General features: G+C 35.4%; 33 protein-coding genes. 9 read left to right on the forward strand and 24 right to left on the reverse strand.

Translation table 11 applies throughout. From position 1 onward, the window contains the following. Positions 1-34 precede the first annotated feature (34 nt). Complete coding sequence (locus MMARC5_RS00725; RefSeq protein WP_011867918.1) at positions 35-1,132, reverse strand: DNA topoisomerase IV subunit A; 1,098 nt, start codon at positions 1,130-1,132, stop codon at positions 35-37. Between the two features lie 228 nt (positions 1,133-1,360). Here MMARC5_RS00725 and ftsZ point away from each other — a divergent pair, with 228 nt between their 5' ends. From ftsZ to MMARC5_RS00765, 8 genes are all read left to right on the forward strand, one after another. Beyond that, positions 1,361-2,443 carry a cell division protein FtsZ gene (ftsZ, locus tag MMARC5_RS00730; RefSeq protein ID WP_011867919.1) on the forward strand — a complete coding sequence of 361 codons (1,083 nt, stop codon included), beginning with the start codon at positions 1,361-1,363 and terminating at the stop codon, positions 2,441-2,443. Positions 2,444-2,474: 31 nt separating this feature from the next. Continuing rightward, positions 2,475-2,714, forward strand: coding sequence for a protein translocase SEC61 complex subunit gamma (locus tag MMARC5_RS00735; RefSeq protein WP_011867920.1), 240 nt, complete (start codon positions 2,475-2,477; stop codon positions 2,712-2,714). A 135-nt stretch (positions 2,715-2,849) separates the two neighbouring features. Next, complete coding sequence (locus MMARC5_RS00740; protein WP_011867921.1) at positions 2,850-3,290, forward strand: transcription elongation factor Spt5; 441 nt, start codon at positions 2,850-2,852, stop codon at positions 3,288-3,290. A 113-nt stretch (positions 3,291-3,403) separates the two neighbouring features. Further along, positions 3,404-3,883 carry a 50S ribosomal protein L11 gene (locus tag MMARC5_RS00745; protein WP_011867922.1) on the forward strand — a complete coding sequence of 160 codons (480 nt, stop codon included), beginning with the start codon at positions 3,404-3,406 and terminating at the stop codon, positions 3,881-3,883. 108 nt (positions 3,884-3,991) lie between these two features. Continuing rightward, a complete protein-coding gene (locus MMARC5_RS00750) occupies positions 3,992-5,005 on the forward strand; it encodes an adenylosuccinate synthetase (protein ID WP_011867923.1) in 1,014 nt (337 codons plus the stop codon). Positions 5,006-5,086: 81 nt separating this feature from the next. After that, positions 5,087-6,028: a 2-phosphoglycerate kinase gene (locus MMARC5_RS00755; RefSeq protein ID WP_011867924.1), complete on the forward strand. Its 942-nt coding sequence runs from the start codon at positions 5,087-5,089 to the stop codon at positions 6,026-6,028. 21 nt (positions 6,029-6,049) lie between these two features. Next, a complete protein-coding gene (locus tag MMARC5_RS00760; protein ID WP_011867925.1) occupies positions 6,050-7,492 on the forward strand; it encodes a TrkH family potassium uptake protein in 1,443 nt (480 codons plus the stop codon). A gap of 69 nt (positions 7,493-7,561) precedes the next feature. Beyond that, positions 7,562-7,879, forward strand: a complete 318-nt coding sequence (locus MMARC5_RS00765; RefSeq protein WP_011867926.1) for a transcription factor S — start codon at positions 7,562-7,564, stop codon at positions 7,877-7,879. Positions 7,880-7,930: 51 nt separating this feature from the next. Here MMARC5_RS00765 and MMARC5_RS00770 read toward each other — a convergent pair whose 3' ends face one another. From MMARC5_RS00770 to MMARC5_RS00790, 5 genes are all read right to left on the reverse strand, one after another. Then, positions 7,931-8,092: a preprotein translocase subunit Sec61beta gene (locus MMARC5_RS00770; RefSeq protein ID WP_011867927.1), complete on the reverse strand. Its 162-nt coding sequence runs from the start codon at positions 8,090-8,092 to the stop codon at positions 7,931-7,933. A gap of 63 nt (positions 8,093-8,155) precedes the next feature. After that, positions 8,156-9,532 carry a PFL family protein gene (locus MMARC5_RS00775; protein ID WP_011867928.1) on the reverse strand — a complete coding sequence of 459 codons (1,377 nt, stop codon included), beginning with the start codon at positions 9,530-9,532 and terminating at the stop codon, positions 8,156-8,158. Between the two features lie 3 nt (positions 9,533-9,535). Continuing rightward, positions 9,536-10,156, reverse strand: coding sequence for a dCTP deaminase (gene dcd, locus MMARC5_RS00780; protein ID WP_011867929.1), 621 nt, complete (start codon positions 10,154-10,156; stop codon positions 9,536-9,538). Between the two features lie 24 nt (positions 10,157-10,180). After that, positions 10,181-10,720 (reverse strand): tRNA (cytidine(56)-2'-O)-methyltransferase, encoded by a 540-nt coding sequence (locus MMARC5_RS00785; protein WP_011867930.1) that lies wholly within the window; start codon positions 10,718-10,720, stop codon positions 10,181-10,183. Between the two features lie 115 nt (positions 10,721-10,835). Further along, positions 10,836-13,397 carry an STT3 domain-containing protein gene (locus MMARC5_RS00790; protein ID WP_011867931.1) on the reverse strand — a complete coding sequence of 854 codons (2,562 nt, stop codon included), beginning with the start codon at positions 13,395-13,397 and terminating at the stop codon, positions 10,836-10,838. A gap of 98 nt (positions 13,398-13,495) precedes the next feature. Here MMARC5_RS00790 and MMARC5_RS00795 point away from each other — a divergent pair, with 98 nt between their 5' ends. Next, on the forward strand, positions 13,496-14,395 hold the full coding sequence (locus tag MMARC5_RS00795) for an MraY family glycosyltransferase (protein WP_011867932.1): 900 nt from the start codon (positions 13,496-13,498) through the stop codon (positions 14,393-14,395). A gap of 28 nt (positions 14,396-14,423) precedes the next feature. Here MMARC5_RS00795 and secY read toward each other — a convergent pair whose 3' ends face one another. The 18 genes from secY to rpmC form a co-directional block, all read right to left on the reverse strand. Continuing rightward, positions 14,424-15,740: a preprotein translocase subunit SecY gene (secY, locus tag MMARC5_RS00800; RefSeq protein WP_196793263.1), complete on the reverse strand. Its 1,317-nt coding sequence runs from the start codon at positions 15,738-15,740 to the stop codon at positions 14,424-14,426. Between the two features lie 239 nt (positions 15,741-15,979). Beyond that, positions 15,980-16,411: an uL15 family ribosomal protein gene (locus MMARC5_RS00810; RefSeq protein ID WP_011867934.1), complete on the reverse strand. Its 432-nt coding sequence runs from the start codon at positions 16,409-16,411 to the stop codon at positions 15,980-15,982. 14 nt (positions 16,412-16,425) lie between these two features. After that, positions 16,426-16,890, reverse strand: a complete 465-nt coding sequence (locus tag MMARC5_RS00815; protein WP_011867935.1) for a 50S ribosomal protein L30 — start codon at positions 16,888-16,890, stop codon at positions 16,426-16,428. A gap of 31 nt (positions 16,891-16,921) precedes the next feature. Further along, entirely contained in the window at positions 16,922-17,611 is a 690-nt protein-coding gene (locus MMARC5_RS00820) for a 30S ribosomal protein S5 (RefSeq protein ID WP_011867936.1), read from the reverse strand. Between the two features lie 10 nt (positions 17,612-17,621). Beyond that, positions 17,622-18,203, reverse strand: coding sequence for a 50S ribosomal protein L18 (locus MMARC5_RS00825; protein WP_011867937.1), 582 nt, complete (start codon positions 18,201-18,203; stop codon positions 17,622-17,624). Positions 18,204-18,226: 23 nt separating this feature from the next. Continuing rightward, positions 18,227-18,676: a 50S ribosomal protein L19e gene (locus tag MMARC5_RS00830; RefSeq protein ID WP_011867938.1), complete on the reverse strand. Its 450-nt coding sequence runs from the start codon at positions 18,674-18,676 to the stop codon at positions 18,227-18,229. 26 nt (positions 18,677-18,702) lie between these two features. Further along, complete coding sequence (locus tag MMARC5_RS00835; RefSeq protein ID WP_011867939.1) at positions 18,703-19,110, reverse strand: 50S ribosomal protein L32e; 408 nt, start codon at positions 19,108-19,110, stop codon at positions 18,703-18,705. Between the two features lie 9 nt (positions 19,111-19,119). Beyond that, positions 19,120-19,668: a 50S ribosomal protein L6 gene (locus tag MMARC5_RS00840; RefSeq protein WP_011867940.1), complete on the reverse strand. Its 549-nt coding sequence runs from the start codon at positions 19,666-19,668 to the stop codon at positions 19,120-19,122. A gap of 21 nt (positions 19,669-19,689) precedes the next feature. Next, positions 19,690-20,082 carry a 30S ribosomal protein S8 gene (locus MMARC5_RS00845; RefSeq protein ID WP_011171358.1) on the reverse strand — a complete coding sequence of 131 codons (393 nt, stop codon included), beginning with the start codon at positions 20,080-20,082 and terminating at the stop codon, positions 19,690-19,692. Between the two features lie 18 nt (positions 20,083-20,100). After that, positions 20,101-20,262, reverse strand: a complete 162-nt coding sequence (locus MMARC5_RS00850) for a 30S ribosomal protein S14 (RefSeq protein ID WP_011867941.1) — start codon at positions 20,260-20,262, stop codon at positions 20,101-20,103. A 9-nt stretch (positions 20,263-20,271) separates the two neighbouring features. Next, on the reverse strand, positions 20,272-20,817 hold the full coding sequence (locus MMARC5_RS00855; RefSeq protein ID WP_011867942.1) for a 50S ribosomal protein L5: 546 nt from the start codon (positions 20,815-20,817) through the stop codon (positions 20,272-20,274). 28 nt (positions 20,818-20,845) lie between these two features. Continuing rightward, on the reverse strand, positions 20,846-21,580 hold the full coding sequence (locus MMARC5_RS00860; RefSeq protein ID WP_011867943.1) for a 30S ribosomal protein S4e: 735 nt from the start codon (positions 21,578-21,580) through the stop codon (positions 20,846-20,848). Between the two features lie 11 nt (positions 21,581-21,591). After that, complete coding sequence (gene rplX / locus MMARC5_RS00865) at positions 21,592-21,951, reverse strand: 50S ribosomal protein L24 (protein ID WP_011867944.1); 360 nt, start codon at positions 21,949-21,951, stop codon at positions 21,592-21,594. Between the two features lie 19 nt (positions 21,952-21,970). Further along, positions 21,971-22,369, reverse strand: coding sequence for a 50S ribosomal protein L14 (locus tag MMARC5_RS00870; RefSeq protein ID WP_011867945.1), 399 nt, complete (start codon positions 22,367-22,369; stop codon positions 21,971-21,973). Between the two features lie 20 nt (positions 22,370-22,389). After that, positions 22,390-22,719, reverse strand: coding sequence for a 30S ribosomal protein S17 (locus tag MMARC5_RS00875; protein WP_011867946.1), 330 nt, complete (start codon positions 22,717-22,719; stop codon positions 22,390-22,392). A gap of 164 nt (positions 22,720-22,883) precedes the next feature. After that, the gene (gene rnp1 / locus MMARC5_RS00880; protein WP_011867947.1) at positions 22,884-23,183 is read right to left on the reverse strand and encodes a ribonuclease P protein component 1; all 300 of its coding nucleotides are present in this window, start codon (positions 23,181-23,183) and stop codon (positions 22,884-22,886) included. Positions 23,184-23,250: 67 nt separating this feature from the next. Beyond that, a complete protein-coding gene (gene yciH / locus MMARC5_RS00885) occupies positions 23,251-23,559 on the reverse strand; it encodes a stress response translation initiation inhibitor YciH (protein ID WP_011171350.1) in 309 nt (102 codons plus the stop codon). A gap of 83 nt (positions 23,560-23,642) precedes the next feature. Further along, positions 23,643-23,858: a 50S ribosomal protein L29 gene (rpmC, locus tag MMARC5_RS00890; protein ID WP_011867948.1), complete on the reverse strand. Its 216-nt coding sequence runs from the start codon at positions 23,856-23,858 to the stop codon at positions 23,643-23,645. Between the last annotated feature and the right edge of the window lie 8 nt (positions 23,859-23,866).

Raw genomic sequence — 23,866 nt, forward strand, 5'->3', positions numbered from 1 at the left:
AGATTGTCGAGATACAATCTTGGTAGTTATCTAATTATGGAAGCCATGTTTTTGAATCTTCAATTTTTGCAGGCAAGTATTCTTCAACAACATACTTCAAACCGTATTTTGCCAAAGACTGTTGTTCTGCCCTTACTTTACCGTCAGCCATCTGATTTAATGCTTTCTGCCATTCAGGAAATGATCTAACGAAGTCATCGTTTTTAAGACCATCTTTTAATCTTTTAACATCGTGGTCTTTTAGCGGGTGGGTTGGAAGTTCGTAATCAACAATATCTTGTGGAGTTACCCCAATAAGTCTAGATTCGGGAACTGCCAATTTATCCGCTAGGTGAACTGCTTTACCACTTCCTACCTTTAAAGTCCTGTAGATGTTTAAGTATCCGTAAGGGTCACCATCCGTAAATACTAAAATTGGCAATTTGTGTTCTTCATTTAATCTTTTGATAAATCTTCTAGTTGCCCTTGCAGGAACACCTTTTAAAGAGATTAATATACAGTTGTGTTTCTTCCAGAATTCTTCAGCATTTAACCTTGCAAACATACCCGCAGTCTCTATTGCTAAAATGAAATCTGCTTTTGTTTCAAATTCTAATTTTGTAACATCATTTGGAATGTTGTATGCACCGCTTCCAAGTTTAGTACAGTCAATTTTAATTTCTTCCCCATCTGCAGTTTTATCTGCGATTCTTAACGGCCCGATAACAGCTGCACCATCTTCTTCAGGGATGAATCCTAAATCTTCCCTTAAATGTTCCGAAGCAGCTTCAATATCCTCAATAACTCCGTTTGATGGCTGTTGATCATCAAATCTAGCTTCACCCCAGTTTTTGGAGACATAATAAGCTTCTCTCAAGGTTGAGAAATCGTTTGTATCAAGCAGTTCTTTTGAAAATTCCATCATTTTGATAGTTTGGGCAAATATTTTTGCTTGATTTACCGTTAACATCCTATCTTTTTCTTTTCCAAGTATCGCAAAAGTTCCTTTTTCAGCATCAAATTTTGCATTGGCGAGACTTCTTATTGGGAAGGTGATTTTAGGTCTTTTTCCTCGTATGATGTCTTCATACATATCATTAGCAAGTTTTAATAATTTTTTGGCCGCTAAATTTCTCTCTTCTGAGGTTATCACAGTTTCACCGCATTTTAATAGAAAATAATATAAATATGAATCAAATAAATGAAAGCTATAATCGGCATTTATACTCCGAATATTAATAATTTTATTTATAACTATATTTTTGGTATTAGTCCTAATCAAAAGATATAAATCTTGTAACTTATATATTTCCAATGATTATTTAAAACCCACACAATCAGGGCTTTGAGGGCATGCACTATTCATGAGGAGGTAATAATCTTGAAATTTTTAAAAAACATAGCACAAACCGATTTTTTGGAACCTGCTCCAGAACAGCTTTCCGATATAGATAGAGAATTGCTTGAGTTGATAGAACAATCAAAAGCAAGAATCACAGTTGTAGGTTGCGGCGGCGCAGGAAACAATGCAATAAACAGATTAATTGCAGAAAGTATCGAAGGCGCAAGAATTGTTGCAATAAACACAGACGCACAGCAACTCGTAAAAACTCATGCCGATCAGAAGGTTTTGATTGGTAAAAACCTCACTAAAGGGCTGGGTGCAGGCGGAAACCCAGTTAAAGGTGAAGAATCTGCAAAAGAAAATTCAGAAGAAGTTAAAAAAGCAGTTCAAGATTCAGACCTCGTATTTGTAACATGTGGACTCGGTGGTGGAACTGGAACCGGTTCTGCCCCTGTAGTTGCAGAAATTTCTAAAAAAGTGGGTGCTTTAACAGTTGCAGTTGTTACATTACCATTCTCAATGGAAGGAAAAGTTAGAATGTCAAATGCAATTGCAGGCCTTAACAAATTAAAAGAAGTTGCAGATACGATTGTTATCATACCTAACGATAAATTGTTGGAAATTGTTCAAAACGTTCCATTAAGAACAGCTTTCAAAGTCGCAGATGAAGTTTTAATGAATTCCGTTAGGGGAATGGTTGAACTAGTAAACAACGCTGGAGACATCCACGTGGACTTTGCTGACGTTAGGGCAGTAATGAACAACGGCGGAATTGCAATGATGGGTATTGGTGAAAGTGACTCTGAAAAGAGGGCAAGAGAAGCAATACAAATCGCATTAAACAGCCCACTTCTTTGTGTGGATGTTGACGGTGCAACCGGTGCATTAATTCATATAACTGGGCCTGAAGACATGAGCCTTGAAGAAGCAAAAGAAATTGTTTCAACAGTTTCAGATAGATTAGACGAAAAAGCAACGATTATTTGGGGAACTACAATCGATGAAACACTCGAAAATTCATTAAGGGTTTTACTTATCGTTACAGGTACAAAATCAACTGGTGACTACACCATTGACGTAACGAAAAAGAAATACTTAATAGATATCCCAAAAATCTAAATTTAATCTTTAATATATGCCGAGGGATATTATGGCAAAAGAAAAAACTACAAGTACTGAAATTTCTACATCAAAGGTAAATACGACATTGAATAACTTAAAAGACTTTTTACACCAATGTAGAAGAGTTTTAATGATTTCAAGAAAGCCAACAAGACAGGAATACATAACAATATCTAAAGTAACTGGACTTGGTATATGCCTTCTTGGTTTTGTTGGGTTTATAATACATGTGCCAATTACGTACGTGAAAGGATTAATAAAGCCATAAAACACGAAACATACTTTTATATTTTTAAATTTATGAATAGATATATATACTATAAATTGATAGTAATTTTCAATTATTTTGAGATCTATTTTTAAAATTATTTATTTTCAAATTTCATTCCATTTTGGTGATATTATGATTTTTGCAGTAAGGACCACTACCGGTCAGGAAAAAAACGTTGCAGAATCTCTGGCTTCAAAAGCTGAAAAAGAGAACTTAGAAGTATTTTCAATTTTAGCAACCGAAGATTTGAAAGGATACATCCTAATTGAAGCTGCTAACAAAGGGGCTTTAGATGACCTTGTTAGAAAAAGCTTCAAGGTAAAAGGAATCGTTCCGGGAGAAACCAGCGTAAGCGAACTCGATCACTTGTTAACTCCAACAAAAATCATTGAACATATCGATAAAGGAGATATCGTTGAATTGGTTGGCGGTCCGTTCAAAGGTGAAAGGGCAAGAGTTACAAGAGTTGACAAACACAAAGAAGAAATTACTCTTGAATTGATAGATGCAGCAGTACCTATTCCAATAACTGTTGGTGTTGAACAGGTTAAAATTGTATCTAAACAGGATTAATTTGTATTTTATAAAGTCATGGTAAATTTTAAATAGGATACACATAAATAGAAATAAGGAACTTATGATAGTATTATTGCGATACTAAACACGATTCATTTAGAGGTGAATATATGGCAGAACAAGTAGTAGAGATACTCGTATCTGGTGGAAAAGCAACAGCAGGTCCTCCTTTGGGTCCAGCAATCGGTCCTTTGGGCGTAAACATCATGCAAGTTGTTCAAAAAATCAACGACATGACAAAAGACTATGACGGAATGAGTGTTCCAGTTAAAGTTATTGTTGATACTGATAAAAGAACATTCGAAGTTGAAGTGGGTATTCCTCCTGCATCCGCATTAGTTAAAAAAGAACTCGGAATTGCAACAGGGGCACAAGAACCAAAACACCAAGTTGCAGGAAACTTGACAATGGAACAAGTAGTTAAAATTGCAAAAATGAAACAAGATGCAATGTTAGCATACAACTTGAAAAACGCTTCAAAAGAAGTTATTGGAACATGTGTATCAGTTGGAGTGAACGTAGAAGGAATGACTCCAAAAGAAGCACAAAAAGCAATTGACGCAGGACAATTTGACAGCTACTTTAATTAAATGAATTTCACTCTCTTTTTTTCTGGAAATTCATATTTATTAATTCAAATATTTATTGGATATGAACTCCTACAAGTATGCTTGAGGATTTGAATGGAGGTTCTGTAAATGACATGTACCATAGTAGTTGGTGGCCAATGGGGCGACGAAGGAAAGGGAAAAATAATAAGCTACCTCTGTAAAAAAGACAACCCGTCAATTATTGCAAGAGGCGGTGTAGGCCCTAATGCAGGACACACTGTTGAAGTAGACGGAGAAAAATACGGAATAAGAATGGTTCCAACCGGTTTTCCAAATGTTAACGCGAAACTCGCCGTTGGTGCTGGAGTTTTAACTGATCCAGAAGTTTTACTCAAAGAAATCAAAATGCTCGAAAAGTTCAATGTCGGAGAAAGGATGATAATTGACTACAGGTGTGGTATCATTGAAGATGTTCACAAAGAAACTGATAAATCAAACGAACACCTTTCAAAAGAAATTGGATCAACTGGAACAGGATGTGGTCCTGCAAATGTTGACAGAGCAATGAGAACATTGAAACAAGGAAAAGACGTAGAATCAATTTCCAAATACCTCGGAGATGTTTCAGAAGAAGTGAATGAAGCGCTGGAATCTGGAGATAACGTATTAATCGAAGGTACTCAAGGATCCCTCTTATCATTATTCTACGGAAGCTACCCTTACGTTACCTCAAAAGATACAAATGCAGCATCTTTTGCAGCAGATGTGGGTGTAGGTCCTACAAAAATTGACGAAGTCGTTGCAGTATTCAAATCCTACCCTACAAGAGTTGGTGAAGGACCTTTCCCAACAGAAATGACTGTGGAAGAAGCTGAAAGTCTCGGAGTCGTTGAATACGGAACCGTTACTGGGAGGAGAAGAAGAGTTGGTTACTTCGATCATGATCTTGCTAAAAAAGTATGCAGATTAAACGGAGCAACCCAAATAGCAATAACATGTCTTGATAAGTATGATACTGACTGTTATGGCATAATAGAATACGATAAATTATCTGAAAAAGGTAAGGCATTCATAAAAGAAGTTGAAGAAAAAGTTGGCGTTAAGGTAACTCTTATTTCAACAGGTCCTGAACTTGGACAGACTATCGATGTTAGAAAATAAATAATTATAAAAATTTTAACTTACTACTTTTTTATGGTTATAAATCATTATTCATTTTTATTTTAGATTGGTAGGGATATGATGACGTTTGACGAGAACATTAGCAGAATTTTGGTAAAAGATAAAGAATATGAAATGCCCTTTTCAAAGGGTCTTTTAGCGAGATCCCTAACCGCTGCGGGAATGAAACCTAGTGAGTCCTATACTTTAGCACGTGAGATTGAGCGAGATTTAAACGAGCAAAATGTATTAAAGATTTCTAAAGATGAATTAAGACGAAGAGTATATTACACACTTATTAATCGAGATTATGAAGGAATTGGAGAAAAATATCTCTTATGGCGAAGAGTTTTAAAGAAACATTCGATAATTATTCTCGTAGGCGGATCAAGTGGAGTTGGAACTTCCACAATTGCATTTGAGCTTGCATCAAGGCTCGGTATTCCAAGCGTTATTGGAACCGATTCGATAAGGGAAGTAATGAGAAGAAGTATCTCAAAAGATTTAGTTCCGATGCTCTACGAATCGTCATATACTGCATGGACTGCACTTAGGCGTTCACAATGGGATGAACAGGACACAAAAGAAATGCATTTACTTGGATTTGAAAGGCACGTTGAACCTGTTCTTTTGGGTATTGAAAGTATTATAGATAGAAGCTTAACTGAAGGAACGAGTGTTATAATTGAAGGAACACACATTGTTCCGGGATTAATGGGTGAAAAATACCAGTCAATGCCAAACGTGATATTTTTGAATTTAACATTAAGTTCAGAGGAAACCCATAAAAAACGATTTACTGCAAGAGCCAAGGTAAGTGACAGGCCTCTTGAGCGGTATTTAGAGAATTTCGAAATAATAAAAGAAATTAATCAGTATATTGTTGAAAAATCAAAAGAAAATAAAGTTCCAGTCATTGAAAACGTTTCAATCAGTGAAACTGTTCAAAAATGTTTAGAAATTGTTACTGAACGATTTAGCAATCTAAATGATGAGCCAATAATCGATTCAGATATGTACTAATTCTTTTATTTTTGGGGTATTATGAAAATTTTCAAAAAGAGCGACATTTCGGGGATATTACACGAATTGGGGATATTAATATCTACAATCGGCCTCATAATGATGTTGCCATCTTTTATCGGACTTTACTTTCACGAACCATTTTTTTACTTTTTGTATCCATCACTTTTTTTCATGATTGTTGGATTGTTGATAAACAAACTCACTAAACCTGTTTCTGTAAAATTAAAGCATGCAATGGTTATTTCAGCATTAGCATGGCTCATGGCATCATTAATTGGGGCAATTCCATTTTATATTGGAATTGAATATTTCGGATACCTTGATGGTGTTTTTGAAAGCATGTCTGCATGGACTACAACTGGATTTAGTATTGTTCGGGATGTAGAATCCTTACCAAGAACACTTCAAATATGGAGAAGCCTTGAACAGTGGATTGGCGGGGTTGGTGTACTTGCAATGGTTATATCAATTCTATCAAAAGCAGGTGCATCAGCATACTACCGTGCAGAAGCAAGGGAAGAAAAAATCATGCCAAGCACTATTGGAACGATTAAAAAGATTTGGCATATCTATCTGTTATACACAACGATTGGGATATGTTTACTTTATTTGAGCGGTTTAAATTTGTGGGTTGCATTAAATATTTGTATGTGTGGTATTTCAACAGGCGGTATGAGTATAAGTAATCAAAGTTTTCCATTTAACAACTTCGCAAAGATTATAATGACTTTAATTATGTATATTGGAGGTGTTGTTTCATTCTCAGTACACCACAATGTTTTAACCGGAAGGCGGGTTGATGATATACAGACAAAAACTTCCATTCCGATACTTTTCTTTGCAGCATTTGTAATTACACTAACTTCGGGAATAGATCCACTCGATTCAATGTTTACAGTAGTTTCTGCAATGACGAGCACAGGATTTTCAAGTGTAAAGATATCTGCTTTAACAAACATTTCAATTGCAGTTTTGATATTTGTAATGGCAATTGGCGGGGCTACCGGAACCACTACTGGAGGTATTAAACTTATAAGACTCGTAATAATGTCAAAAGGATTTTATTACCGATTAAAAGAAGTAGTGTCTCCAGGAAATGCGATATTAAATAAAAAAATAGGTAAAAATCCATTATCTGATTTTTTAATTCTCGATGCATTTATAATTACATTTGGATACATCGTCCATTATCTATTTGGAACCTTTGTGCTAATAAGCCTTGGATACGATCCGTTTTTATCGGTATTCGAAGCAGTATCTCTAGTCGCAAACATGGGACTTTCTGTTGATATTGTAAACCACTCGCTACACCCTGCAGCAAAACTTATGGGGATATTTTCAATGTGGGTTGGAAGGCTTGAAATTCTTCCGATATATGTCCTAATAATCCTCCCGCTTTACTTAAAACTAAAAGATGTGGGCAAAAACAAAATAGTTAAAAAAATCGAAAGTTATAAATAGTAATTTAACCTCTTTAAGTTGAATTATGAAGATATTTTCCTTTTATAACCGAATTATAAGGTGGGATTTATGGTCGAATTTTGTCCTAAATGTAATAATATCATGCTCCCAAAAGGCGGAGTTTTAAAATGTGTAGTTTGCAAACACGAAGAAGAACTCGGTGACGCAAATCAAGAATACGCTTTAAAAGAAAAGATCGAATCTAAAAAACAGGATGTTACAGTTATTGAAAACGTAGACACCCTTCCAACAACAAGAATAGAATGTCCTGCATGTGGAAACATGGAAGCATTCTGGTGGTTACAGCAGACAAGATGTGCCGATGAGCCTGAAACCAGATTTTACAAATGTAAAAAATGCAGCCATACGTGGAGAGAATACGATTAACTTAAGAATTAAAATCAAAAATTCAAAAAAAACTTTTTTATTTTATTTTAATTAAATCAAAATTCCGTAGTTTAAAACAGCTTCAATGATTATAATTGATACGGTTAATCCTAAAACTTTTTCTGGAGATATTTTTATTTTTGAAACATCTTCATCCATATATCTTACAAGTCCTGCACTTGTACTGAGTCCAGCATCCTGATTCTTAGCCATTTTATCACCTTATTTAAAAACCATATGTTTTGAAAGTTTATAAAACTTTCCTTTATATTTTATTTAATTGGTAAGTGATTGAATTGGTGCAGGTATTCTTCCGCCCCTTTCAATAAGTTCTTCTGAAGAAAATTCGCTAACTGGCATAATTGGCGCAGTTCCAAGGAGTCCACCATATTCTACCGAGTCACCAACATCTTTTCCGGGAACCGGGATAATTCTAACTGCTGTAGTTTTTTTGTTTATCATTCCAATTGCCATTTCATCAGCAATTATTGCAGATAATGTTGATGCAGGTGTTTTTCCAGGTACTGCAATCATATCAAGACCTACTGAACATACACAGGTCATTGCTTCAAGTTTTTCTAGTCTCAAAGCTCCAACTTCAACTGCTTCAATCATTCCTGCATCTTCACTTACGGGTATGAATGCACCGCTAAGTCCACCAACATTGCTTGAAGCCATTGCTCCTCCTTTTTTAACTGCATCGTTTAACATTGCAAGTGCCGCGGTAGTTCCGTGTGTTCCACATCTTTCAAGACCAACAGCTTCTAAAATGTTTGCAATACTGTCTCCAATTGCAGGAGTTGGTGCCAATGATAAATCAACAATACCAAAGTCAACACCAAGTTCACTCGCAACTTCTTTTCCAACGAGTTCACCCATTCTGGTAATTTTAAAGGCAGTCTTTTTGATTTCATCACTTACAGTTCCGATATCTTTTCCTTTCAACTGTTCAACAACTGCCCTAACAACACCGGGTCCAGAAACACCTGCATTGATTACCGCATCTCCTTCACCAGGTCCGTGAAATGCTCCTGCCATGAAGGGGTTATCTTCTGGAGCATTACAAAATACAACAATTTTTGCACATCCAATTGCATCTTTTGTAATTTCTGAAGTTTCTTTAACTATTTCGCCCATTTTTTTAACTGCGTACATGTTAATGCCTGCTTTTGTTGTAGCAACATTAACTGATGCACATACCCTGTCCGTTTTGGTCATTAGTTTTGGAATTGATCTAATGAGCATTTTTTCTTCAGGAGTTGCTCTTTTTTGAACTAATGCGGAGTATCCTCCAATAAAATCTACTCCAACTTCTTTTGCGATGTTATCGAGTGTAATTCCAACTTCAACACATGCATCGACTGCTTCTTCATTACTTAATCCTTTCAAGGTACTTCCCATAATAAGTCCGATTGGAGTTACCGAAATTCGCTTGTTTACTATCGGAATACCATACTTTTGAGAAACTTTGTTTGCAGTTTCAACTAAATTTCCGCCATATGATGTTATTTTGTTGTAAATGTTTTCTTTTAACAAGTCTAAATCCTTATCAGCACAGTCTTTTAGGTTGACACCAAGTGTGGTTGTCCTGATATCTAAATTTTGATATTCGATCATTTTTATTGTTTCAATAATTTCCTCTGGAACATACATGTTTTATTCCTCCTCATCGATTTCAAAGTCTTTTTTAATAAGTGACGCCATTACGGATTTTTGTCCAGCGTATTTTGAGCATTCTCTGTCTGAATAGCCTGTATCTGCAGGTGAAAGTGTTTTACTAAATATTAACTGCCCTACTCTCTGGTTTTTATAAAGTATTACTGGTTTATCGTATGCCACGATTTCTAAAGTTATTTTTCCTTTAAATCCTGAATCAATCCATCCTGCGGTTTGGTGGGTTTGTAAAAACACCCTTCCAAAACTGCTTCTACCCTGATACTGTGCACAAACGTCATTTGGAAGTTCCACGTATTCATTGGTGGTTCCTAAAAGCCCTCCACTCACAACGCAGTTGACATTGTATTTTTCTTTGTAATTTTTAATTATCGTTTCATCGAGGTGATGATTTAGTGGACAAATCATAATCGAATTTTCAATTTCAAATTTATTATGACTTAAACTTTTTTTAAGGTCGTAAACGTCGTCTTTGTATTTTATAAATTCGCTTCCAAGGGTGACATCGTAAGAACAGGGCCCAACGAATTTTGAATTAAACGGTTCTATCAAAACTCTTTTTGAATTAACGTAATCAAAAATGTCTTTATCACTTAATATCATTCTATTTCACCAGAGGGATTTAGATTAGTCCTTTTCTACGAAAACACACTTTTCAGATTTTGAAGGGGTTACTTTTATTTTTGCATTATCATATTCAGAATAAAGTGTTTTTCCTTCAGTGAGCCTGTCTAAAAATATTGCAAGTGCAGCAACTTCAGAATGGGGCTGGTTTCCAACTGATAGATTATAGTTTGCAAGGTCATAAGCTTCTCGAGGAACTTTTTCAGCACCAATTATCAAAAGCAAGTTTTTATTCGTTTTTGAAATATCTTCTCTAATCTCTGTCATAATTTTATTAATATTTTCCCCATACATTGTAAGGTGTACTACTATCCCGTTATCCTTAAATCTTTTTGCATACGTTCTCCAGGATTTAACCACTTCAAATTTAAAGTCTCCACCCCATGAGTCAACAATTCTTTCAACACTTTCTTTTACGTGTTTATCCTCTTCGGTAAATATTATTTTTTCAGCTCCAAGCGCCCTCGAAGTTAATGCAACGTGGGTAGATATTCTCTTGTCTCTCTCGCCTCGATGGCCCAACCTCAATATCTCAATAGCCATAAAATCACCAGATTAATCAAATAAAATTCGAGTTAAATTAAAAGTTTTCAAAAAATATTAAAAAAGTTAATATTTAAAATTAATTGAAATAGTTAAAAAATTAAATCTCTCAAAATTAATTGAGATATTCTGTTCCGTAATTTACGCTGTAAACTTTAAATCCTGGCTGTACGCCATAAGTGGTTGGATCTTGCGAAGCTTTTTCAAGGCTGATTTTTTCAAGTCCATATCCGTCAAGAAAATGCAATTTTGTATATACGCTATCTTCGAGATCTTTGGTCGATATCCAAGCGTATACTTGGTATGTATCTTCAGATACTTTTTCAAGTCTTACGATTTCGGAGTAATCTCCATTTTCATTAATGTCCTGTTCATAGACATTTTCCCCAAATTTTAAAATCAGTTTATGGAAATTTGGAGTTTGCATTTCAACTTGTCCTTCAGTATCAATTAATGCGTTAGCTGTTGCGATTCCAGACTGGCTTATTTCAATTATATTTATAATGTCGTATTCATCACCACTATACAAGGGTAATCTAATTACTGTGGTTTTATTAATTACTTCTGCAGTACCAGTTAATTTTTGATAATATCCCTTATCTCTTACACTATTATCCGTATCTGACGGTAAGCTAAAGTTCCAGTTTCCAAACATACTCCAAACTTGTGCAATATCTGTCATCCGGTTATATGTAATTAAATAATCAGGATTTGTATTTTCAGGGTGTGTTAAAGCGATTATTTCGTCTACTTCAGTACTGTTTAGGCCATATTTTTCTAAAAGCAATGCCTTAGCATCTTTTTTAGATAATGGAAGTATTTCATTTAGTATATTTACAGTATCTTTTACCGAACCTGTTTTTTTAAGTAAAAGACTATCTTCATCAAATGCACTATCGCCACTCGACGCAAGCATTCTTAGAATTCCAACAGACAGGTTTTCATCAGAAGTTGAGAATGCATGTCCGACCCAGTATGCCCGCGGAGTGTTTTGGGATCCACCATCAAATGTTACCATTTTTCTTGTGGCCCAAGTGTAGATGTGTCCGTTGTCCCACCAGCAAGTAACAACGGAATTTTCAGGAGTTTCTGTTTTTATCCAGTTTAAACTATCCATCCAACCATCATTCATTGTGGGCGCAGTATAAAATGGTACTGCCGTAGCCATTGATGGAAGAACCAACATAATTGCAAGAAGTATTCCAAATACTTTTTTGAAAGCATTTTCTTTTTCAGAAATTATATCTGATATTTTGTAAATCAATAGGGAAAGTATTGAAATTATCGATATATAAACTACAATCGGAACATATGTCGTAGGAATTAATATATCTGATATTTCGGCACCATATTTAAACAAAGTAACCGCCGAAATAATCCCAATTACGGGATATAAGATGTATTCCACTTTTTTTTCGTATCTTTTAAGTATATTTTCAACCTGACCTGCAAATATTCCAATGCCTATTGCAAGTGCAGGGGTCATCAATGCAATAAATCTTACACCTTTTGTGGCAGCATAAAACGTAGCTAAAAGCCACAATGTTAAATAAAGTGCGTATTTTATATCAAATTCTCTTTTCTCGTGCCTAAATGAAACAAATGAGAACATTATTCCTATTACTCCCACAATAAATAACAAAATGCTTCCAACAGAATTTGTTATGATTTCGTTAAATGTGGGTATTGCAAGTTCCGAAACTGTTGTATAAACATTTGGCCATCCAGTTATCTTAGAACCTTCGGAAATTGCAGTGAACCCTATGGGTGAGAATACCCCCTGTATGAATTTGTTTATTCCGGATATTAATGAAATGATCAATCCTCCACCGATCAAAAATAACGTGGAGGTATAGAGTACATTTTTTAAATTTTTTGATTTTGTGATATATTCGTATGCTAAATATATTGCCATAAATCCTGCGGTAATGTCATATGCATACCACCAACCGAGCCACATTTTTGGATAAATTCCCATTAATATTGTTGCAAGTCCCCCAAATATCACGGATTTTTTAGTATTGTCCTGTGCATGAATTGCTTCCATTATGAGCCATACAATAAATAACAAAGGCAATATTTCAAATATCGGAGTATCCGAAAATCCTGCAGAAGTTTTATATATCAAACTCTGACTCGAAATCAAAAGTAATGCCCCAACAAGTCCCCCCATATTTGATGAAGTGTTTCTCCGTATTATGAAAAATACTGGAATTCCAAGGAAAATACTCATTATTGCTGGAACCCAAAATGCCGCATTTAATAGTGTTACAGTACTATCTAACGAGTTCCATAATGAATATACTATAATTGTGGCGATAGATAGTGCGGAAACTGATCCAACTGTATGCCCTGGTGGTGCATATTGTATAGTGTCATAAGGAACATTTTTATTGTCTATTTGAACAATGGTTTCCCCAACATGTGAATAACCACTGTTTTGATAATTTTCAGTTAATCTAAGGTAATAATAAGGATCGAGTGCAGTTAAATACATCCTCCCATTATCGTCCGAGAATAACTCTTTTAAATACTGACTATCTTCTGCAAATGGCATGTCTGCAGTCTGTGCACGTATTTGAAAGCTCATCATTCCTATAAACAATATTATTAGAATGAGTTTTATTTTTTCGTTCTTTTTGAAAAAATCTGAGATTTTATTTAGTAACTCACCCATAATCCTCCTCCAAAAGCTTTTATCAAAAATAATCGATAATGTATATATAAATAGTTTATTAATTGAATTATGTTTTAATTAGTATAAATGGTGATGTTATGGATTTATATTTTGTTTTATCTGCTTTATTTTCTTTTGTAATTTCCATTATATTTACAAAATTCATAATTGGAAAAATGGCAAACAACAAATATGGTTATGATCTGCATAAAGAAAATAAAATTAAAGTAGCTGAAATGGGCGGGATTTCTCCAGTAGTTATAAGTTCTATAACAATGCTTTTTTTTAATCCTGCACTTTCGCTTAGCATATTCCTGTCAGGATTTGTCGGAGTAATTGATGATATTTCGAGATTGAATTCGAGAGAAAAGGTAATTTTAACATTTTTGATCGGGTTTCCTGTTGCATTTCTTTTAAAATTGAATATTTTATCGTCTGTTTTATTAATACTTGGTATTTTTATTTCTTCAAATTTAACAAACATGCTTGCGGGCTTTAATGGTCTTGAAATTGGAATTGGAATAATTCTTTGTTTATTTATGGCAACAGTATGTCTGATAAATGGGGATATCTTTGGATTTAAAATTTTGATATTATTTTCAGCAGCATACCTTGGACTTTTATACTACAACAAATACCCTGCAAAAGTGTTTCCTGGAGACACGGGAACCCTTCCAATCGGCGCATTTTTGGCAACCGTTGCAGTATGGAGGGGTTTTATTCCCGAATTTTTCATAGTCATGATTCCATTCATGGTTGATGCACTTTTAAAGCAGGTTACTGCGGGAGTTACAAAAAAAGACAGTATATTTACGCCTACCGAATTAAAAAATGGAAAATTACACGTTGAAGGCGGATATTTGTCGTTACCAAGAATGATTTTAATGAAAAAACCAATGGAAGAATATAAAATAGTACTTGTTTTATGGGTTATTGAAGCCTTTTTTGGAATTTTGAGTATTATATATACAAAATACATGGGATTTAATATTTTTTAAAAAAGTAAAAAATTTTTATTTTTAGTTATTATTTTCTGATAAACTTCGCAATTGATGGGTGAAGTTCGGAGAGCTGTTCCTGAACAAGCTGTTCGTACAATCTGTATACGATGGATACTGTAAGCAAAACTCCAGTACCTCCACCAAGTGCTCCGGTAAAGTCCGCAGCGGCGGCTAAAAATCCAACAAATGCTGAACCCATTACTGTAATTGGGGTGATGTATCTTTTTAATCTCTGTTCAATTGATTTTTGGCTTTTTCTAAATCCTTTAATTGCCATATCAAGGTTTCCAAGCTTTTTGGCCATTGATTTTGCATCGAGTCCCGAAGTCTCAACCCAGAAAAGACCAAACAATATACAGAAGATTGTCATCATTATTGTGTAGAACACTGCATGGATTGGGTCTGCAATTAAGCTTGAAATTCCGTAAGGTGTTGAGAAATAGTATGCAAGCCCATCAACTGCCCTACCACTCGTGTAATGTCCAAGAATTGGAAAACCCATCTTTTCTAAAAACATTCCCCATAGCTGGATGTTTGCAAACAATGCTGCAGCAAGGATAACTGGTAAGTTTGAAACGTAAATGAATTTTATTGGATATTTTCCAACTGCACCTTTTACTCTTCCGTGTGCTAGTGGAATTTCAACCCTAATACTTTCAACGTAAACTACAACTAAGAATACAAGTATCGTACCCAAAATTGGTAAAATGTATTCCAGTGCAGTCCATAAACTTCCAACAGTCATTGCACTGAAAAATTTCCATAAGTATCCTTCTGCACCAAAGGTTCCCACAAATATTGTCTGTGAAACCCCTGCAGCAATGAAAAGACCAATACCTGATCCGATACCGTATCTTGAAACAATTTCATCCAGATAGATAATAAGTATAGCACCAAGTGCAAGCTGTAGTACCAAAACAACCATTAAAAGTGGGGTTAAGGTACCAAATGCACCTGCTCCAACGAACATTAAAGCTTCGAGGAAACACAACCCTATACCGAATAATTTTTGCAAACCTTGGAATAATGCTCTATTCATTGGTTTTGATAAATCCAGACTTATAATTTCAGATCCTACCAGAAGCTGCATGATAATCCCCGCAGTTACAATTGGTCCGATACCTAGTGTAATTAAGGTACCCATTTTTGAGGCAGTAACGGTCTGCCAAAAATCAAATATTGCGGGCATTTCTGAACCGCCCGTGTAAATATCAATTGTACCTAAAATAAAGTACAAAATAAGTACAAGTCCGGTCCATTGGATTTTTTCCTTAAATGAAATTTCTTTTAAGGGTCTTTTTACTTCAGGAATTAATTCAAGTATAGGTTTTATTTTTAACAGAAAACTTTCCAAATTCTCACCTTGGAATAAACATTATAAATTTCAATAAACGATAAAAACACGAAATTTTTTATCAAATATAATCATTAAGATAATTTTTGGAAAAAGTATTGGATATAGTTTTCGCATATACAAAATATTTTAAAAAATAATTATTTATTTGATTTGGATTTTCATAGTATCCACTATCAAAAATAAGAAAAAGCAGGATTAAATGAAGTAAGTAGTTCTTAATTGAATTATAATTCAACAAATTCTCCACCGGCAGCCTCAATTTTTTCTTTAGCCCCTTCAGAGAATTCAACTGCTTTTACAACCATTGCGGTTGAGATTCTTCCTTTTCCGAGAACTTTTTCGTATCCGATTGTGGTAGCGTCAACTACAACTTTACCATCTTCTACTTGGAATGCATCTTTGTATTTTAAGATGTATTCTTCCAATTCTCCAATGTTAATAGTTTCTAATTGTTTTATGAGGCATGGGTTTCTGTTGAATCCGTATTTGCCGAAGTAATCAGGATTGAATTTGCAGACTGACAACCATTTATGTTTTTGGTGACCAGCGTTACCCCTACCACCTCTGTGGCCAGCGCCTCTATGTTTTTTAGCTTCTCCATATCCGCAGGTTCTGGAGCCTCTCATTTTCGTGATTTTTTTGCTTTTTCTAATCATTAAATCACCTTAAATTACATCATTTTATTCAATAAATCGTTGATTTTACCAGATCTGTAACCTAAGGCACCGCCAATTGAGAATCCTTTTTTGACTCCTGCTCTATCGTATCCTTTTCTTGGAGGGTGTAATCTGAATACTGGTTTGATTGGCGTATCTTTTATTTTGATTTCGCCAGCAATTATTTTTTCAGCCAACTCTTCAACTGGAAGTTCTGTTAACTCTTTTACGAGTTCTTCAGTTAATCTTTTGTTTCCAGGAAGTCTTCCTCTTTTTAGAATTAAAGCTACGAGTGTATCTTTATCGATTTCACCGTAGGTTACATAGTCTTTAACTTTTTTTATCATTCCAGTGTAGTGTTCATTATCTGGAATTACAACACAGTGGTTTACTCGGTGTAATCTCAACATCTTCATGGTATCTGCGATGTTTCCTCTAACACCTACGCTTCCTCTGACTCTTACAACTGCGTAAGCCATGTTTTAATCACCTTTTTTAAAAAGTAATAAATTAGAGTACTCTTCCTTCAGTAAGACCTAATTTTTCCTTTTGGTTAGGCAAGCATCTTACGAAGTTTAAGTTGTTTAATGCATCGAATGTAGCTTCAGCAAAGTTGAATGTGGTTCTTGTGTCACCAAAGGTTTTAGTCCATGCATCTTTCACACCTGCAAGACCTAAAACAGCTTTTGCAACGTTACCCGCAACTAAACCAACACCTCTTGGTGCAGGGAGTAATTCGACTTTAACGCTACCGCAAGCCCCTTTAGCTGCGAATGGAATTGAGTGAGGGGATCCGCAACCGCATTCCCATGAACCGCAGCCAACTCTAACTTTGATTAATGATAATTTTGCGTGAGCAATTGCTTTTCTGATAGCAGGGCCAACTTCTTTTGATTTACCCATGCCTACGCCAACGTAACCATTTTTGTTACCTACAGCAACAGTTGCTCTGTATCTTGCTCTTCTTCCAGATTTGTGCATTCTTTGAACTAATTTAACGTCCAAAACTTGCTCTTCTAAATCAGGTAAGAGTGCATCAACAATTTCAGGTTCTAATAATGGAAGACCTTTATCCATAATGTAACTGATGTCTGAAATTGTTCCTTCCTTAACCATTCTACCGATTTGAGTTTTTGGTTCCCAAGCTTCGGTATTGAATTTTCTTTTTTCAGCTCTTTTGTCAGCCTTTTTTTCAGCCATTTATATCACCTTATAAGTTAAGGATTTTTTCTTTCAGTTCTGCAACGTGTTCTGGCAAGTCTTCTGGGTTTAATCCTTTTTCTAAGTATTTTGAGAACTGTTTTTTGTACGCATCAGCATCTTCTTTTAAAGATTCTGCGTAATTTTTAACGTGTGTTCCGTTTAATCTTTCTTCTTCTGCGATGATTTCATCACCGTGAGGTATGTCCATACCTGCATCGAGTGCACCTTTTAAAACAGCGAAAATTGCAGCTCCTTTAGTAGCTCTGTGAAGACCTTTGTCTAAGATAGCTTCTTCTGCGCCTTCTTTAACAGCTTTTTTACCTAATAATAAACCTGTTAAGTATGCTGCAGGCAAGTTTCCACAGTGACCTTTGTAACCCATTTTAACGAGTTCTTTTGTATGCGCTGAAACTAAGACAACGTCTCCTTTTTCATCGTATGACATAAGCTGAGCGGTTACATTGTTTAAGGATTTTCTCGCAACTAATCTTGGTTTACCAGACAATAATAATCCTAATCTTTGTCTGAAATCAGTTTTTCCTTCTCTTCTTCTTCTAAAAGGAACTCTGAATTTGGCGTTCTTTGCCATAGTCATTCCTCCTTAAATTTGAGTTATTCAGCTAAAATTCCGTGTTCTTTCATGTATAATTTCATGTGGTTCCTACTTCTGAATGCGCCACCTTTAGCCATTCTGTAGAGTTTTCTGTATGCTGATCTTTCGATTTTTTCATTTTCTCTTAAATCTTTCAGCATTTTTCTAAGTGGCCTGATTGTGTTCATCCATTTCTCTTTTTTAGGTGTTCTTGCACCTTTAGCCCCTTTCCTAGAACCTTGTCCTTTTCTCTTTCCTTTTCTCTTCTGTTCTTGGACTTGTTTTTTTCTAGCGCTACTGATTCCTTTTTCCTGTTTTTTAACAATGATTCCATCGTTAATCAAGAGTCTGATGTCATCTTTTGTGATGGCCATTTTGACTCTTTCCAGGTTTTCAGGATCAATCCATACCCTGTCGATACCGCAATCCAAAACAGCTGCAGCAATTCTTCTCTGGGTTGATACATCCATAATATCACCTTATATCTTAAGCGAGATTATAAACTTAAGAATTCGTCCTGTTTTTGTTTGGATACGTTAAAAACTCTAATTCCTAATTCATTAGCTTTTTTAACGATTTCTATTCTTTTTCTTTTACCAACGGTAGCTGCAATTCTTGCGCCTTGAATTTCAGGGTTTAATGCAACTAATTCTTTTACGTTGTTAACAAGAATATCTTGTAAACCTGATGGGTGTAATCCTCTAACAAGAGCAGGTCCTCTGTAACCTACTGTAGCAACAGCAGCTCTGTGTGTCAATCCTATTCTCATACCGCTGTGTTTACCGAAAGGTCTTCTCCAGCTAGTTCCAATTCTTGAACACTTGAACCAGTCCTGTCTTTTAAATTCAGGTCTTTTTTGTTTCATTTTGAGTTTTAATCTCATTAATCTTTTGAATTCACTCATGAGACCACCTTATAATACTTTCCCTGCTTTTTCTACAATGTAGATGCCATCTTGGAATATTCTTGTGTCTCTTCCTTTAACTTTAGTAGCTTGTTCAATGTTTGCAGCGGTTTGACCAACAAATTCTTTGTTAGCTCCACTTACAATCACTTCTTCACCACTAACTTTTACAGTGACTCCATCCATGATTTTAGCAGTTCTAGTGTATTTTTCTCCTAAGAAGTTGTCAATGGTTACAGTGTTTCCTTTAGCACTAACTTTCATTGGGAAGTGAGCGTATCTGATTACTAATTTGTATTCAAATCCGTCAGTAACGCCTGTGATCATGTTTTGAATGTGTGATCTGTAGGTTCCAACAATTGCGGTTTGTACTTTTCTTGGGAATGTACACTCAATAACAACTTTTCCGTCTTCTGTGCTTATTTCGATTCCCGGGTACATTAAATCTCTTCTGAGTTCTTTTGCACCAGATTTAACAGCAACTGTGTTGCCATTAATTTCAACGTTGACGTTTTCAGGAATTTCGATTTCTTCCCTTATTAAAGCTGCAACTGGCATAAGAATACCTCCATAATGTCCTTAGTATATGTAGGAAATTAATCTTCCACCTACTCCAGCGTTTCTAGCTTCGTCGTGTGTCATTAATCCTTTTGGGGTACTTACGATTAACAATCCGAAACCTTTAGCTGGTAAGTATCTCTTTTCGAATTTTTCGAAGTCATGGTTTTTAACTGCGTATCTAGGCTTTACAGCTCCACACTTGTTGATTTGTCCGATTAAATCAACTTTGTAGACACCTGCTTTTCCGTCTTCAATGTATTCGAAGTTTCCAATGTATCCTTGATCCTGCATAACATTTAGAACTCTTCCAATTAATTTTGAAGCAGGTTTCAAGTAAGCTACGTTTTTACCCACACTTTCGCAGTTGGATACGTGGTTTAATGCGTTTGCAAGAGGGTCCATTAAACTCATATTGTTACCTCCTTGTCCTTAATCGTACTTTTTAAATCCTAATTTTGGTGCTAATTCTCTGAAGCATTGTCTGCATAAATTTAATCCGTATTTTCTGATAATTCCTGGTCCTTTTCTTCCGCATCTTTTGCAAACTTTTGAACCTTGGCCGAATTTTGTCTTAAATGGTGCTTTTGTCATTCTTTCACCTTATTCCCTAACTACTTCGGTATCGAATTTAGTTTGGATGTATTCGATAGCTTCGTCTTTGGTAACTAAGTGTTTCTTTGGAATGTGGCTTCTTTTTAATTTTCTGGATTTTACTCTGTATCCTGCTTTATCGAAGGTTACACAGACATCCATACCATAAATTCCAACTGATGGGTCGTATTTTTGACCTGGGAAGTCAATATGTTCAGGAACACCAAATGAGAAGTTTCCAACTTGGTCAAATGATGACGCGTAGAGTACTTTACCGCATGCTTTGAATGCAGTGAACGCATTTTTGAGGAATTCTTCCGCGTTTTTTCCTCTTAATGTTACTTTTAATCCAATTGGTAACTTTTTTCTGATACCATATGCAGGGTTTGTCTGTTTAGCTAAAGTCCTTACTGGCGATTGGCCGGTGAGTTCTTCAATAACTTTTGCACCTATTGTTAACCTATCTCCAGCTTCACCTACACCGAAGTTTACAGTGATTTTTTGGATTCTTGGTTTTTTCATAGGTTCTTTTTCCCAAACTTCTTGGAATGACATGTTTCGTCCTCCTCTAATTTTATGGGCATTACATCGAAATTACTGGCTCGTCTTGACCTACGATAAATACGTAAGGCTTAACGGTTTTAAATTTCTCGCCGTCTTTGTTTTCTAAAGTTACAATGTCTGAGTACAATGCTCTGTTTTCCACTTCAACGATTTTAGCAAATTCTCCAACGTGTTTACCGCCAGTTACGTATGCTAATTTTCCTTCGCCGAATGCAACATGTCCAACAATTGACTGTTCTGGAATTGAAACTAAAACGCTGTCTCCGGTTTTGTAAACATCTTCTTCTGCTTTTGTAGCATCTGAAACTTTTACAATCTGGTTTCTACCATCGTGAAGGTTTAATTGAATGTGACCGCCTTTTATGACAGTTTTGTTCACGATTTTGCATAATTTTGCATCTGCTTTGTCAGTTTTTTTCAAGCTGATTCTTCCGCTTTCGTCAAATAATACAAGGTAGTTTTCATCCATTTCAGGGATTGATAAAACATCCATTAATCCAGCAGGGTGTTTGTATTCCTTTCTTTTTAATCCATCGATTAAGATTTTTCCCGTTTGGATAATTTTTTTAGCTTCTCTTGCGTTATCAGCGTATTTTAATACATCTCTTACAACTAACAATAAAGGTAAGGATTTATCCATTGAGTGTGGTCCAGGTGATGGTCTTACAGTAAATGCTTTTACTTTTCTAGGAAGTTGCCAATTTGCTGGAGCAGCCAATCTTTTAAGATGTTTTCTAGGTCCTTTAATTGCCATGCTCACACCTCTTAGTTACTTGAATTTTTAAATCTCTTTTCGTCTGATTCGTCCAATTTGGTAATCATAACATTTGATGGATGAATTGGATATGCTGTTTCAGTTCCATCTTGTTTTTTGTTAACTACTCCTTCAACAATGATTTTGTATCCTGCGTAGTCAACTTTTGAAACTTCCCCTTCAATTCCTTTGAAATTTCCTCTGAGTACTTTTACAGTATCTCCTTTTTTCACAGGAAGGGAGTTTTTATTGAATTTTTCTTTCAATTCTTTTGATAACATTGCAGCCATAACGCTATTTCTTAAATGTAAAGGTGCGTTATAGAGTGCTTTTCTTTGTTTTCTTGGCTGTTTTGAGTTTGTCAAAACCATGATTTCACCACATGCCTAATTAGTGAATAATTTTAGCTAATCTTGAAACACCAGGCCATCTTTCAGCAGCTTCTTTTGAAACTGGACCTTTGATTTCTGAACCTTTTGGTGTTCCTTCTGGAGTAACAATAACAGCTGCGTTATCTTCGAATTTTACTCTTGTACCGTCAGCTCTTTTGTATTCTTTTTTCTGTCTGATGATAATTGCAGGTAAAACCTGTTTTCTCATTTCAGGAGTACCTTTCTTTACTGAAACGAAAACCATGTGGCCTACACCACCTGCAGGTAATCTTCTTACAGTACCTACGTAGTTTTTAACTGCAATTACTTCGAGCTCCTTTGCACCTGTGTTATCTGCACAGACAAGTCTTGCTCCGTTCGGTAATGATCTTACGATTGTTGAACCTAGTCCTTTCATAATATTCACCTTTTAAAGGATTATTCCAGGTTTTCAGTTTTTTCAATTACAACAAATGATTTTGTTTTACTGATAGGCCTGCATTCCATAACTTTCACAGTGTCGCCAACTTTTGCTTTGATGCATGCAGGGTTGTGTGCAACCAATGAAGTTGTTCTTTTTTCATATCTTTCGTACTTGGATATGTATCCAGTAACTTCTCTTTTGAGCACGATTGTGTCGTGTCCTTTGTCACTTGTAACGGTTCCTTCGAATATTTGTCCTCTAACGGATAAAGTACCGTGGAACGGACAGTTAGGATCTTCACAAACGTGTTCAGGAGCTTTTACATCGATTCCAATGTTTGACATAAATTGTACCTCCTATATTTAGAGTGTTTAATGTCGATTTTAAAGTTCCAGATTTAATACGGGCTACAGGTATATAATATTTTCATAAATACCACTAACGCCTGTTTAGAACTTAAATTTTAATTCTTATTTTCAATTTGGGACATTTAAAATAGCTGAGAAGCTTAGTACGAGTAGAGTTGTTTTATTTTTCTTTTCAACCTGTCTTCAGGTCGTCCAACAAGTAGTCTTCCGTCAATGTCTACTTTTACAACGTCTCCAGAATTTTTGAAATCAATTCTGAATGTTGAAATTTCTTTCACAACGGTAATTTCCTTGCCGTTTTCTTTTTCAAGAACTAGTGTGTTTCTAGTTTCGTTGATTACTCTACCTTTTGTTGAAATTAAACCCGAATCAGTAGATTTTACAACTTCAAGGTCTAATCCAATTAATTCATGTCTCAATATATTTTGTGACAATTTCATGGGTGTCCCTACCCTCTGAGCATGGGGTGTACATTTTCAGTATCCACATACTCATGTGAATAGATAATTATCTGACATCAATCATGTCTTTTGAGAATCCCATTTTGATAAGGGTTTCTTCAGCTTTTCTCCTGTGGTCTCCCTGTAACTCGATAGAATCTTTCTTTACAGTTCCGCCACAAGCGCATATATCTTTTAACTTTTTAGCCAAATCTTTTACATCAATCAAGTCCGCATCAAAGCCGTCGACGACTGTCATCAGCTTACCAAACCTTCTTTTAGTTACGTAAACTTTAATTTTCTGTTCTTCCTTTGCAATCTCTTCACAGACACACAAATCTTTTGGTAAACCACATATAGGACAAATCTCTGGCATCAATGCACCTCTCATCTTGATAGACTAATTTTGTTATAAGTATACTGGATATACTTACTGATTGATGGTATTTAAAATTATGCTTAAGCATTTTTTGCTTGAGCTTCTTTTTCGTTCATGATGGTTAAGATTCTTGCGATTGTTCTTTTGATTTCGCTGATCTTACCGGGGTTTGAAGGTGCACCGCCTGTTGACTTGTTTACGCCTTCTTTCATTAATTCTCTTTTTAATTCTGCGATTTTTCCTTTCATTTCTTCAGCTGAAAGTTCCCTAATCTCGCTAGCTTTTAAGATCGCCATTCAAATCA

It is taken from the genome of Methanococcus maripaludis C5 (assembly GCF_000016125.1).
GTDB classification, from domain to species: domain Archaea; phylum AGJL01; class Methanococci; order Methanococcales; family Methanococcaceae; genus Methanococcus; species Methanococcus maripaludis_D.